General features: G+C 43.6%; 13 protein-coding genes. 1 reads left to right on the top strand and 12 read right to left on the bottom strand.

The features are described from left to right. Positions 1-76: 76 nt before the first annotated feature. The 12 genes from GYX26_RS07205 to GYX26_RS07150 form a co-directional block, all read right to left on the bottom strand. Entirely contained in the window at positions 77-703 is a 627-nt protein-coding gene (locus tag GYX26_RS07205) for a tetratricopeptide repeat protein (protein WP_174828697.1), read from the bottom strand. Beyond that, the gene (gene hisS, locus GYX26_RS07200; RefSeq protein ID WP_174828696.1) at positions 703-1,995 is read right to left on the bottom strand and encodes a histidine--tRNA ligase; all 1,293 of its coding nucleotides are present in this window, start codon (positions 1,993-1,995) and stop codon (positions 703-705) included. The genes GYX26_RS07205 and hisS overlap by 1 nt, the downstream gene beginning before the upstream one ends. 63 nt (positions 1,996-2,058) lie before the next feature. Next, complete coding sequence (gene ispG, locus GYX26_RS07195) at positions 2,059-3,327, bottom strand: flavodoxin-dependent (E)-4-hydroxy-3-methylbut-2-enyl-diphosphate synthase (protein ID WP_174828695.1); 1,269 nt, start codon at positions 3,325-3,327, stop codon at positions 2,059-2,061. 1 nt (position 3,328) lies between these two features. After that, on the bottom strand, positions 3,329-4,216 hold the full coding sequence (locus tag GYX26_RS07190) for a RodZ domain-containing protein (protein ID WP_174828694.1): 888 nt from the start codon (positions 4,214-4,216) through the stop codon (positions 3,329-3,331). Beyond that, positions 4,216-4,980: a type IV pilus biogenesis/stability protein PilW gene (gene pilW, locus GYX26_RS07185; protein ID WP_174828693.1), complete on the bottom strand. Its 765-nt coding sequence runs from the start codon at positions 4,978-4,980 to the stop codon at positions 4,216-4,218. The genes GYX26_RS07190 and pilW overlap by 1 nt, the downstream gene beginning before the upstream one ends. Before the next feature lie 4 nt (positions 4,981-4,984). Then, positions 4,985-6,067: a 23S rRNA (adenine(2503)-C(2))-methyltransferase RlmN gene (gene rlmN, locus GYX26_RS07180; protein ID WP_100112935.1), complete on the bottom strand. Its 1,083-nt coding sequence runs from the start codon at positions 6,065-6,067 to the stop codon at positions 4,985-4,987. 614 nt (positions 6,068-6,681) lie between these two features. Continuing rightward, on the bottom strand, positions 6,682-7,107 hold the full coding sequence (ndk, locus tag GYX26_RS07175; RefSeq protein ID WP_100089709.1) for a nucleoside-diphosphate kinase: 426 nt from the start codon (positions 7,105-7,107) through the stop codon (positions 6,682-6,684). 94 nt (positions 7,108-7,201) lie between these two features. Further along, the gene (zapE, locus tag GYX26_RS07170; RefSeq protein WP_174828692.1) at positions 7,202-8,362 is read right to left on the bottom strand and encodes a cell division protein ZapE; all 1,161 of its coding nucleotides are present in this window, start codon (positions 8,360-8,362) and stop codon (positions 7,202-7,204) included. Between the two features lie 149 nt (positions 8,363-8,511). Further along, on the bottom strand, positions 8,512-8,829 hold the full coding sequence (locus GYX26_RS07165; protein WP_174828691.1) for an integration host factor subunit beta: 318 nt from the start codon (positions 8,827-8,829) through the stop codon (positions 8,512-8,514). A 6-nt stretch (positions 8,830-8,835) separates the two neighbouring features. Further along, entirely contained in the window at positions 8,836-10,518 is a 1,683-nt protein-coding gene (gene rpsA / locus GYX26_RS07160; protein ID WP_100137625.1) for a 30S ribosomal protein S1, read from the bottom strand. Positions 10,519-10,744: 226 nt separating this feature from the next. Beyond that, positions 10,745-11,419 (bottom strand): (d)CMP kinase, encoded by a 675-nt coding sequence (gene cmk, locus GYX26_RS07155; protein WP_174828690.1) that lies wholly within the window; start codon positions 11,417-11,419, stop codon positions 10,745-10,747. Positions 11,420-11,639: 220 nt separating this feature from the next. Beyond that, entirely contained in the window at positions 11,640-12,266 is a 627-nt protein-coding gene (locus tag GYX26_RS07150) for a nitric oxide reductase (RefSeq protein WP_174828689.1), read from the bottom strand. A gap of 192 nt (positions 12,267-12,458) precedes the next feature. On the opposite strand from GYX26_RS07150, the gene aroA reads away from it, so the two are divergent. Further along, entirely contained in the window at positions 12,459-13,772 is a 1,314-nt protein-coding gene (aroA, locus tag GYX26_RS07145) for a 3-phosphoshikimate 1-carboxyvinyltransferase (RefSeq protein ID WP_174828688.1), read from the top strand. Positions 13,773-13,836 lie beyond the last annotated feature (64 nt).

Below are 13,836 nucleotides of genomic sequence, written 5' to 3'. Positions count from 1 at the left end.
GCTCTTTCAGTACAACGATAAACCTGAAATTCCTGCCGGATTAATCTGGCCGAAATTTCAGGTTTGATTAAACAGATTAACTCAAACTACTGATTTTCATCTGAAGTACTTCACGTTGTACTGAATCTTTTGATAACAGATTTAATGCCTGCTGGTAGGCAGCAACCGCCTCGGCATTTTTCTTCTGAGCCTGTAAAATATCGCCTCTGGTTTCCAGCAAAACCGGCTTAAACTGACTGGTTACCTGTATGTCCAGTGCCTGTAAAGCATCACTATATTTACCTTGTTGTAAATAAACGGTAGCCAGCCGCTGAGCGACGATTGTTTGCAGTAAATCATCATGCTGTTTGCCTTTGACCCACTGCAAGTGACGGATTGCCTCATCATACTTGCCATCATCAAAAGCTGAACCAGCCATCATTAATGTAGCCTGAGTGGCATTCATGGTATCAGGGTATTCCTGCTGCAATTGCATCAGCGCTTTTTTACTCTCAGCTATATTATTGGCACCTGCCTGAGTCACAAATGTATTAAATACCTCCGCTGCTTTTTCATTATTGCTGCGTATATGGCTCTGATAGAGCACATAGCCCAGATAGGCAAGAGCCAGAACAACCAGAACCGCAAAAATCCAGCGCCCCCAGCGATGCCAAAAATATTTGAAATTCGCAACTTCCTGTTCATCCTGAATATGTACAACCATTATGTATTCTTCCATTGTTGGATTAACTGTAAAGCTGCGCTGGCAGCAACAGTTTGTTGTTCATGAGTACGCAGATTTTTAATAGTCAGCGTATTGGTTAACTGCTCTTCCTGTGCCACGATAACAGCAATTGCCGCACCGCTGACATCGGCTTTCTTTAATTGCGCTTTCAGGCTCTGTTCACCGCAATGCAGGTAAACATTCAGCCCTTGAGCACGCAGTAAAGCAGTATGCTGCATGGCCGCCAGACTACTGCCTTCGCCCTGATGTAAAACATACACATCAGGTGCATTGTTAACCGCAAGCTGCCCGAATTCCTGTACCAGCAATAATAAACGCTCAATACCCAGAGCAAAACCAATAGCTGGTGCAGGTTTACCGCCTAACTCTTCAATCAGCCCGTTATAACGGCCTCCCCCGCACACAGTAGCCTGCGCCCCGAGTTTATCAGTTGTCCACTCAAATACCGTCAGATTATAGTAATCCAGACCACGTACCAGACGCGGATTTTCTACATAGCTAATACCGAGGCCATCCAGCATGCTTTTCAGCGCATTATAGTGTGCCAGAGATTCGCTACCCAGATAATCTGTCAGACGTGGTGCAGCATTGGCCATTGCCTGCAAGTCAGGATTTTTGGTATCCAGTACCCGTAGTGGGTTGGTATGCATACGACGCCGGCTGTCTTCGTCCAGTATCGCTTCATGCTGTTGCAGATACGCAATCAGCGCCGTACGGTGAGCAGCCCGCTCCTGCTGATTACCCAGCGTATTCAGTTCCAGGGTCAGATGCTCACGAATACCCAGTCGCTCCCACAGATTGGCACTCATGGCAATCAGCTCGGCATCCACATCCGGCCCATTAAAGCCAAGTGCTTCAATACCTACCTGATGAAACTGGCGATAACGCCCCTTTTGTGGCCGTTCCCGCCGGAACATTGGCCCCATATACCATAATTTCTGCGGATTATTATAAAGTAAATTATGCTCAACCACTGCACGCAAACAGGATGCCGTGCCTTCCGGCCGCAAACTGAGACTTAATTTATCGTTGGAATCGGCAAAGGTATACATCTCTTTGCCAACCACATCAGTCTCTTCACCAATTGAGCGCACAAACAGGCCTGTTTGCTCCACAAGCGGTGTACGAATCTGGCTATAGCCAAAACTACGCGTCCATGCAACGACCACATCTTCAAATGCCTGCCAGAGCGCAGATGTCAGTTTGAAATCTTTCTGCGCCACTGGTAACAAATCATTCATGCCTTTAACGGCCTGGATTTTCTGACCCATATTAATTAAATTTTTATCCATATGAAACTGTACAGCGATTAATCGCCATAACAGTAATATTTATTATAAAGCTGTAATCGGAATGACTTTTGCCGTTACCCGTTTTTTACCCTGCTCACCATAATTGGTATGTATATATTCTTCCACCAATGCCAGAAATTCTTCGGCCATGTGCTCCCCTTTTAAAGTGGTTTTCCGTTCACCATCTATATATACGGGAGCCACCGGAGTTTCCCCTGTACCCGGCAAAGAAATACCGATATCAGCAAGTTTGCTTTCACCCGGGCCATTAACCACACAGCCCATAACGGCCACATTCAGATTTTCAACCCCCGGATATTGTAGCCGCCAGACTGGCATTTTCTCACGCAAATACTGCTGTATATCACGCGCCAGCTCCTGAAATACCGTACTGGTAGTACGTCCGCAGCCAGGACAGGCCGTTACCATGGGTGTAAAGGAACGCAATCCCATGGTTTGCAGAATTTCCTGAGCCACAACCACTTCCTGTGTTCGTGCGCTACCCGGTTCTGGTGTAAGTGATACCCGAATAGTATCACCTATGCCCTGCTGTAATAAAATAGCCAGAGCCGCCGTAGAAGCCACTATACCTTTACTGCCCATGCCGGCTTCCGTTAGGCCAAGATGCAATGGATACAGACAACGCGCAGCCAGATTATGATAAACCTCAATCAAATCCTGCACATTTGATACTTTGCACGACAAAATGATTCGGTTAGCCGGTAAACCCAGATCTTCAGCTTTCTGTGCTGATTCCAGTGCAGAAACAATTAATGCTTCTTTCATTACTGCTTCAGCTGGTTGTGGTGCTGATAACGCCAGATTGCTGTCCATCATGCGTTTGGCCAGTGTCTGGTCCAGAGAGCCCCAGTTTACGCCAATCCGGACAGCTTTATCATGCTCAGCTGCGGTGTGAATCATAAAGGCAAATTTTTCATCACCTTTCACACCTTTCCCCACATTACCGGGATTAATCCGGTATTTGGACAACGCACGCGCACAATCCGGATAATCCTTTAGCAGTCGATCACCATTAAAATGAAAATCCCCTACTAAAGGAACATTACAGCCCATATCATTAAGACGCTGGCGAATTTCAAATACTTTGGCAGCAGCCTGAGGTGAATTTACCGTGATCCGCACCAGCTCGGAACCGGCATCGGCCAGAGCTTTAACCTGACTGGCAGTCTGTTCAGCATCAGCAGTATCGGTATTGGTCATCGACTGCACCAGTACCGGTGCGTCAGAACCAATTACGGTATGATCAATTTTTACCTGGTGTGTTTTCCTGCGTACTCCAGCCAACGTCATTTTAATTTCCACCTACCGTTATTGCAGCAGTTCTTTTTTTATTTTGTGGGATAGCAACATCTTTGCCAGCAAACTGGATACTGGCACCCAGCGTATAACCCAGAATAACCTTATACGGTGCACCACCACTAAACTGATGTGTGCTTCCAGCGTCGACAACCTGGCTGATTAATACCTTGCCACTTTTGTCACTTACCTGTAGCCATGTTCTGTTTTCCAGTTTAATAACCAGTGCTTCTGCACCTGTTACAACAGGTTGAGAAGCTGCTGCCATGCCAGTACTAGCGCCATTAGCATGGCTGGCATTAGTACTCGCATAAGCAGCTTGCGTGTTGGTTTGTTCACTGGCTGTCATTGGTACGACACGAATATTGCTGGCAGCAACATCGCCAATAGAAGCTGCCTGTACAGATACTTCCTGACTGGATGTAGCTGTCTGTCTGGCATTTTCTGATGCGGATTTACTTTGCCACGCATACACCACAATACCAATTAAAATAACTACCAGCACAACAACCAGCCAGTGTGGAAAATGACGACGTAGCGGCCTGTCCTGAAAATCCAGCTCAGTAGATGCTACTTTATAATTATCCGAAGCTGAATGACCATTACCAGATGGAAAAATCTGTTGTAAATACTGCTTTAGCTCTTTCTCATCCAGTTCAAGCAAACGGGCATATGAACTCAGAAAACCTTTAATAAATACAGCTTCGGGCAAACCTTTATAACTGCCACTCTCCATCGCCTCAATCTGTCTGGCCGGTAATTTCAAGCGCTCAGCAACCTCTCCGACAGACAAGCCTTTCTGCTTTCGTGCCTGTGCAAGTATTGTTCCCAGAGTGACTGCGGCATTTGGGGCGGATTCGGGATTTTTGGTTTGCTCATTCATCAGAATTTTCCTGTAGAAACCTGCTCTAATTCAGCAGAATAAGGGAAATTATTACGCAGTTGAGCCTCATATTCATAGGCAGCCTGCACATTACCCAACGACCTTTCAATTCTCCAACCCAGCAATAAATCATCGGCAGATAATTTGTTTATCTGGCTTTGATACTGCCTGAACAGATAATTTGCTTCTGATGTGCTGCCTGACTGTAGATTATTACGAGCCATTTCTTTTTTTGCAGCAATAAAATTCGGGTTAGCAGCCAGCGCGCGCTCAAAATAACTATTAGCCAGCTGATATTGCCCCATGCGGCTAGTGCAAATACCTTTATTAAACTGGGCAATTTCGGGTGTAGGATACGTTGGATCTGTCAAAGCCTTATCAAAATAAGCTATTGAGGCATCAGGCTTCTTTAAAGCATCACATAAGAACCAGCCATAATTATTGTTTACTTCAGCACTATTTGGAGCTATCGACAGTGCGCGCCGAAAGCTTTCTTCGGCTTTGGCCGGTTCCTTTAAATATTGCCATATCTGCGCTCGTATCAGCCAGGCATTAAACGAACTGCTATTGCTTTTTAATGCTTCATCAATAGCCTCTACAGCCTGTCGATAATTTTGAGTTCTCATATACTCAATCGCCAGTTGAGTTTTAATTTGTGCAATTTCACGGGCTCGCTGAGCAGCAGTTGGTTTCTTATTCATGCCCTGATTCGCACAAGCAGATAATATCAGTGCAAACAATAAAGTTAATCCTATCTTTTTCATCAAATCACCCCTGTACAAGTTGCCATTTTTGCTGACGACGTGTTTTGTCTTTCACTTTTCCGGCTAGCTGACCACATGCTGCATCAATATCATCGCCACGAGTTTTTCTAACCGTAACAACAAAACCGGCTTCCTGCAATATTTCACGAAATACACGAATACGTTCATTTGTCGAACGCTCAAAACCTGAATTGGTAAATGGATTAAACGGAATCAGATTAAATTTACACGGTACATCCTTAACCAGCTCTATCAATTCGCGTGCATGCTCCGGGGCATCATTGACATCCTTGAGCATAATATACTCAAAAGTAATGAAATCGCGTGGTGCCTTAACCAGATAACGCTGACAGGCAGCCATTAGCTGGCTAAGTGGATACTTTTTATTCAATGGAATAAGCTGGTCACGCACCTTGTCATTAGATGCATGTAACGAAATGGCCAGAGCCACCGGCATCACTTCTTTCAAGCGATCCATTTGTGGCACCATGCCTGAAGTAGATACTGTTACACGACGACGCGATAGACCATAGCCATGGTCATCGAGCATGATACTCAATGCAGTTACCACGTTATCAAAATTGGCTAAAGGCTCGCCCATTCCCATCATGACTACATTGGAAATGACTCTTTCATCTTTGGGCGTTACACCAAGCGCTCTATTCGCCCACCACAACTGACCAATAATTTCTGCAGTAGTCAGATTACGGTTAAATCCCTGTCTTCCAGTAGAACAGAACAGACACTCCAATGCACAACCTATCTGTGAAGAAATACATAAAGTTCCGCGTGTATCTTCCGGAATGAAAACCGTTTCCACACCATTACCGGTGCCAACATCCAGTAACCATTTGCATGTACCATCAACAGATTTTTGCTCAAACAGTAAATCCGGCACTTTTACTTCGGCATTATCCAGTAATTTGTGACGCAAGGATTTGGCCAGATCAGTCATGTCAGAAAAGTCGGCCACGCCCCCAAGGTGCATCCAGCGCATAACTTGTCTGGCACGAAAAGGCTTTTCCCCCATCTGGGCAAAATGGGCAGTTAAACCGGGTAAATCAAAATTTAGCAAATTGGTTTTCATCAGGGTATTACAATAAAATTGGGAAAAGGCGGTAACAATTAGTATTCAGTCAAGTCATTATGCTGATAATTCAAATTTATTCAACAATTTATACAATTATTTAATTTCTACCAGACAGGCAATGCCATAATTTTTTCAATGTTTTCTCAGTTTTCTTCTTTTGTACAATGACGTTAAACAGGTACCGGCAATGATTGGGCAGGCAAGTTAAAACTTCGGTGGCATGCCAGCCATCAACCGTATTTTTTAATAAAAACTACTATTATTGCGTATATCAAAAGCTTTCTATAGTTTCAAAATCTGTTTTATATCATGATTGGTTTTCGCTGTTTTTGCCACCCAGAGCTAAAATAGAACCACTCCATTCAACTTCCCAATCAGCTTAAGTATTAAAATAGAAAATATGTGTGCCAATTTTATCAAAACTGTCACCATGTGGCTAAACTTCAGAATCTGTTTCGCCTATGCCATGCATCGCAAATAACATATTCGTCAAGATTTAAATATCGACGTACAAATTCCTGCTATACTTTTCGTTTCTCGCATTTGCATGTTAATTATAAATTAGTCCACCTGTTTTCAGGTGGACTAATTCTATAAACTTATCTACAGTCTTAGCGCGCGCATACTTCTTCAGCAGCAAAGAAATATGCAATTTCAGTAGCAGCATTTTCCAGACTGTCTGAACCATGTACTGCATTGGCATCAATTGAATCGGCAAAATCAGCGCGGATGGTACCGGCAGCAGCTTCTTTAGGATTGGTAGCACCCATCAATTCACGGTTTTTTGCCACTGCGCCTTCACCTTCCAGTACTTGAATCATCACAGGGCCACTGATCATGAAATTAACCAGATCAGCAAAAAAAGGCCGTTCCTTATGTACAGCATAAAAGCCTTCTGCTTCGGCTTTAGAAAGATGTTTCATTTTAGCAGCAATAATTTTCAAACCATTGCTTTCAAAGCGGCTATAAATCTGTCCGATAACATTTTTAGCCACGGCATCCGGTTTAACAATAGATAATGTGCGTTCGATAGTCATATTTTTTCCATTATGTTAAATATATTAAATTTTTGCGTACAGACACAAAAATTTATCACAAAAACAGATTTAGTTATTTTAACAAAATTCAGCTTTATTTAATATCTTTTCCTGTATCCGTAGTATCTTTATCCAGTGTCAGATGCGGCAAGGTTAAATATTCTTCCGAACCCATTTCGGTAAGACGGCTGGCTGTACGGGTAAACTCATTTGCAAAATCACCATCGGTATAAATAGCATCTATGGCTACTTCACAACTGGCACAAAGCTTGATACGGTAATCATACAGTACATCAATCAGCCACGTAAGGCGACGTGCTTCTGCCATTTGGCCAGAACCCATTTTAGGTATATCAGACAAAATTAATACGCGAAACTGTTTTGCCAGCTCCAGATAGTCATTCTGCGAACGCGGCCCACAACATAAGGTATTAAAGTCAAACCAGATTGTTGTTTCAGAAATGGCTTTATATGCCAGCTTCCGTCCCAGGATTTCAATTTCTCCCCCTGCTATCTGCTGCTGACCATTAATATTGTGAAACAGTTGCCCAAGCTTTACCTCACTGGCTGCATCTGCCGGAATGTAAAATACATCTGCTGGCTTGAGTGTACGCATACGATAGTCTTCCCCACCATCCACATTCAAAATAGTCAATTCTTTTTCAATTAATGCAATAGTAGGTAAAAAACTGGAACGATTCTGACCTTGGGGATAAAGCTCGCATGGTGCGTAATTCGATGTAGCTACCATAACCACACCCTGCTCGAATAGACCGTCCAGTAATCTTCCCAGTATCATGGCATCAGCAATATCGCTGACGTGGAATTCATCAAAACACAATACTCTAACTTCACGTGCAATGTCCTGAGCCACTGCATTTAATGGATTGGCCTGACTATGATGATCTTTCAAGCGTTGTTGTACTTCTGCCATAAATGCATGGAAATGCACTCTGCGTTTGCGTCGGTAGGGTAAGCAGCCAAAAAACACATCCATTAAAAAACTTTTGCCACGCCCGACTCCTCCATACATATATAAACCTTTGGGCGCGCGTGGTGAACGTAAACTGCGCCCTAAAAAGCGGTTACGCTTACGCTTGAACATCATCAACTCAGCCCAAAGCCTGTCGAGCTCTTTAATTGCTCGCAGCTGGGCAGCATCATGAATAAACCCGGGTTGCTGTTCTGCAATCTGATACCAGGTCAGGGGACTTTGATTATTAAATTCGGGAGCAACGAAGACGGGTGTGGTCATATTATAGAATTTCTTCTGGAAATTAAAATTGTATATGGCAAAAGTTAAAAGACGTAACCTTAGCACACCCACTAAACATTCGACCACCCTAAAATAAAAATACGCCGCAGAAACTGCGGCGTTAACGTTTATCTCAAATAAAAACAGTATTATTTATTCGCAGACTGTAGCGCATTGTCAACGCGTTCGCGTAACTCCTTGCCAGGCTTGAAGTGCGGCACATATTTTTCTGGTACCGATACTTTTTCACCTGTTTTAGGGTTACGGCCAATACGGGCTGGGCGATGATTCAGATCAAAGCTACCAAATCCGCGAATTTCGATTCGCTGGCCTCTAGCTAAAGCACGAGTCATAGTATCAACGAGAATCTTGATACTTTGCTCAACATCCTTGGCATTTAATACAGTACTACTATTATTAGTAGTATATAACTCCGCCAAGCGAATCATTAACTCCGACTTCGTCATAACCGCTTATTCGCTTTCACCAGATAATTTTGCTTTTAACAAGTCACCCAGGCTAGTAGTACCAGCAGAGGCATTGTTAGCTGATAATGAACGCAAGGCAGCACTGTTTTCCTGTGCATCTTTAGCTTTGATAGACAGGTTGATACTGCGATTTTTGCGATCTACGGTAGTAATCACTGCTTCAACATCATCGCCTTCTTTCAAGGCATTGCGAATGTCTTCAACACGATCATTTGAAACTTCAGATGCACGCAGATAGCCTTCAACATCATCAGCCAATGCAATAACAGCACCTTTAGCATCCAGTGATTTTACTTTACCGGTTACGATGCTGCCCTTGTCATTTACGCTGACATAATTGCTGAACGGATCACCAGCCAACTGTTTCACGCCAAGAGAAATACGTTCCTTGTCAACATCGATGGCCAGAACTACGGCTTCAACTTCCTCACCTTTCTTGAACTGACGTACAGCTTCTTCGCCACCATCAGTCCATGACAGGTCAGACAGGTGAACCAGACCATCAATACCGCCAGGCAAGCCTACAAACACACCAAAATCAGTAATGGATTTCACCACACCTTTGATTTTGTCGCCTTTTTCATGGTTGGATTCGAATTCCTGCCATGGATTAGCCTGACACTGTTTCATGCCCAGAGAGATGCGACGACGATCCTCATCAATTTCCAGAATCATCACTTCTACTTCATCACCCATCTGAACTACTTTGCTTGGATGAACATTCTTGTTAGTCCAGTCCATTTCAGAAACGTGCACCAGACCTTCGATGCCCTGTTCGATTTCCACAAATGCACCGTAGTCAGTCAGATTGGTTACTTTACCAAACAGACGGGTACCTTGCGGATAACGACGAGCCAGACCATTCCATGGATCTTCACCCAATTGTTTCAGACCCAGAGAAACACGGCTGCGTTCCTGATCGAATTTCAATACTTTGGCTTCTACTTCCTGGCCAACTTCCAGTACTTCACTTGGATGTTTAACACGACGCCAAGCCAGATCGGTAATGTGCAGCAAACCATCAATACCGCCCAGATCAACGAATGCACCGTAATCGGTAATGTTTTTCACAATACCTTTCACCACTGAACCTTCTTTCAGGTTTTCCAGCAATGCTTTACGTTCTTCGCCCAAAGTTTCTTCCAGTACGGCACGGCGAGAAACCACAACGTTGTTACGACGTTTGTCCAGCTTGATTACCTTGAATTCAATTTCCTTGCCTTCAAAGTGAGAAGTGTCTTTAACCGGACGCACATCTACCAGCGAACCAGGCAGGAATGCGCGGATGCTGTTAATCATGACGGTCAGGCCGCCTTTGACTTTACCATTGATCACGCCAGACAGAATTTCACCATTTTCCATGGCTTCTTCCAGCTTGATCCAGTCAGCCGCACGTTTGGCTTTTTCACGTGACAGTTTGGTTTCACCAAAACCATTTTCCACAGATTCAATAGTTACAGTGACAAAATCGCCAACTTTAACTTCAATCTCGCCCGCTGCATTTTTGAATTCGCTCACCTCAATCAGAGATTCTGATTTCAGACCGGCATTCACAGTGACGAAATTATTGTCTATGGCAACAACTTCTGCGGTGATGACTTCGCCGGGATTCATCTCTTGCAAGGTGAAACTTTCTTCCAGCAACTGGGCAAAATTTTCCATAGTCATATATTTATGTTCTCAAACAAGTATCGTCAGGGGATACGAAAGTTAGTTAATCAAAGCCGGCACACCCTGACTGTGCCAGCAATACTCCTGACTGCGGCTGATGCAGGCTACAACCACATCAGCACTAAAAATCATGCAAAACAATTACTTAGGACAAGGTTCGTATACTAGCAAATGTGCAAACACACTGAACGCCTGTACAAAAGACCAGAATTGTAACCTATTTTTAGATTTTTCGATACCAATCAAGTACTTTTTCTACACTTTCTTTAATACTAAGCGAAGAAGTATCGAGAATCATGGCATCACCGGCCGGTTTGAGGGGGGCAACAGCACGGGAGCGGTCGGCCTGATCCCGTTTTTCAATATCAGTAAGTATCTGCTGATAGTCTGGTCCATCAGTAGCTATTCCCAATTGTAAGGCACGCCGTTGTGCCCGTATCTGTGCACTGGCAGTAAGAAATATCTTGAGTTCGGCCTGCGGAAACACTACTGAAGCCATATCCCGCCCGTCAGCCACCAGTCCTCGGGGCGTTAAAAAATCCCGCTGGCGTTGTAGCAGCGCAGTGCGCACCGCCGGCAAAGCAGCAATAGCCGATGCACCCATACCAATTCTTTCAGTGCGAATTGCTGCCGTTACATCCACGTTATCCAGTAAAATGGAATCTGTCCTGAAAACCACAGGCAATTTGTACGCAAGTGCAGCAAGTTCCTGCTCATTTTGCCAGCCAATATTCTGCTGGCAGGCATACAGTGCTGTTAATCGATAAAGTGCACCGGAATCCAGATAATCTCTGTCCAGAATAGCTGCTACCTGCGCGGCCACAGTCCCCTTCCCGGATGCACTGGGGCCATCAATAGCAATTACTTTCAATCGCGGCTTAAATTGCGTCGCAACCATATCCTTACCTTTTTTCACAAAAGTTTTTTACGCATCGTACTGAATTTGAATCAGCATTTATAACTGTCTGACACCATTAAATTTCTATACCGAACAATCTAATCTAACCATAAGCAGCCGCACTGTTTGCTACTATTTTGTTTCAGTAAAAAATTAACAAGCCATCAGGCTTACTTTCAATACCTGATGGCTGAATTTCCTTTTTATCAAATACAATAAATTATTGTACCTCAACCTGCTTTAATGATCTTTTCATCTGAACAATTGTTCGCCATTGCAACACTACTGATACAGTAAATAAAGCCAACATAAAGGGACACTCATATAACTCTTCCAGCATATCATCATAAACAGGATTGTACAGAATAAAATGTGAAATCCAGCGACCACGCTCTACTGCATCGGCCAACAAAAAGCCAGCAGCGGCGAGCAGGAAATTCCATGCAGGAAAAGGTTGATGATAGTAATATTCGATGCCAGCACGCAAGCGCGGCCACAGTAACATTAATATTAGCCCAAGAATCAGCACTGCCGCGATACCATGATACACCACATGCGGATAACCAGAAAAAATTTGCCTGCCCCAGTTTTGATCACGCCCCAGCAATACCAGCCACCACAATGATGCCCATAGCCAGAATGCTCTTTCTTTGCCAATTAATCCGCTGCATAAAGTTGATAACAGGGTAAACAAAAAGCAAAATAACAAAAAAAAGGTTTGCCCCTGTTCCACAAATGATACCCAAGCAGGATTAATTTGCAATTTCTGTACAAAGGGCACACACAGTAGCATTAATAACCATACCGTACTGAATTTAGACCAGTGCCAGTCTAGGTTTATTTTCATAGTTATTACATTAAGATATTAATATATTTACTATTATACTTAATATAACCAGTGATTACCTGATTTATATATAAGCTTCACTTGTACATTTTCCTGTTAATACTTGCCCAAATGCAGATATATATACATATCCTGTAACACAATTAACTGATAAACTTCCAGCCAAATCTTCCAAAATTACCCAATACCAGCATGAATACCCTGCATTTAAAAGCCAGTACCTGTCATTCTGCCAGCATCAATCTGCCTGGTTCCAAAAGCATCAGCAATCGTATCCTGCTTCTGGCCGCTCTGGCAGAGAATATCTGTGAAATTCATAATTTACTTGATTCAGATGATACCCAATACATGCTGAAAGCGTTAAAAACCCTGGGCATAAAAATTGAACAGTTGCCTGCTGATAGTGAAAACTCAGGCTTACATCTCAGAGTATACGGGTGTAAAGGTAAATTTCCACAACAGCAGGCAGACTTGTTTCTTGGTAATGCAGGAACTGCATTCAGACCTTTAACAGCAGTGCTGGCGATATTAGGGGGTGAATATTATTTACACGGCGTGGCGCGTATGCATGAGCGCCCCATTGGTGATCTCGTTGATGCACTGCAAACAGCAGGTGCAACAATCGAATATAAGGAACAGATCGGTTTCCCACCTTTACAAATCCATCATGCCCGCCAGAACACAAATTATCATATTAGCGTTAAAGGTAATGTATCCAGCCAGTTTTTAACCGCCTTACTGATGGCTCTACCGCTAACCGGAAAAGCCTACACTATTGATGTCTGTGGTGAATTAATATCCAAACCTTACATTGCCATTACCTTAAAGCTGCTTGAGCAATTCGGCATTCAGATTAGTCACAAAGATTTTCAGACATTCCAACTCCCTGCCGGGCAGCACTATCATGCACCAGCACAAATTTATGTTGAAGGTGATGCCTCCAGTGCTTCATACTTCCTTGCTGCGGGGCTGATATCAGGTAAACCTGTCCGTATTAATGGCATTGACGCAAACAGCATTCAGGGGGATATTGCCTTTGCACACGAGCTGGAAAAAATTGGTGCACAAATATTCTGGGGTGAACAGTTTATTGAAATATCACGTTCCTCAAATCAGAATATACTGCCCTTTGATATTGATGCCAATCATATTCCAGATGCCGCCATGACTCTGGCTATCGTGGCTCTGGCCAGCAAAGGCACTTGTCATATTCGTAATATTGCCAGCTGGCGCGTTAAAGAAACTGATCGCATCAGCGCCATGACTGCCGAATTACGCAAACTTGGTGCTCATGTGATGGCCACAGAGGACAGTATCAGCATTACCCCTCCAGCAAAATTGCAGGCCGACGTTCACATCAGTACTTATGACGATCACAGAATGGCCATGTGTTTTTCGCTTGTCAGCCTGCTTGGCACCTCTATCTATATAGATGATCCACAATGTGTCAATAAAACCTTTCCCGAATACTTCAAGGTTTTTGCCAGCATGTGCACACCTGTTTAAAATTCAGAATTTTACCCAGTCTGTTTTCTATTTACTCTGGCCTAAAGCCATTATTGATATAATT

Source organism: Snodgrassella sp. ESL0253 (assembly GCF_013344965.1).
GTDB lineage: Bacteria > Pseudomonadota > Gammaproteobacteria > Burkholderiales > Neisseriaceae > Snodgrassella > Snodgrassella alvi_B.
The sequence above is the reverse complement of the archived record's forward strand: the minus strand, read 5'-3'. Positions and strand labels throughout refer to the sequence as shown.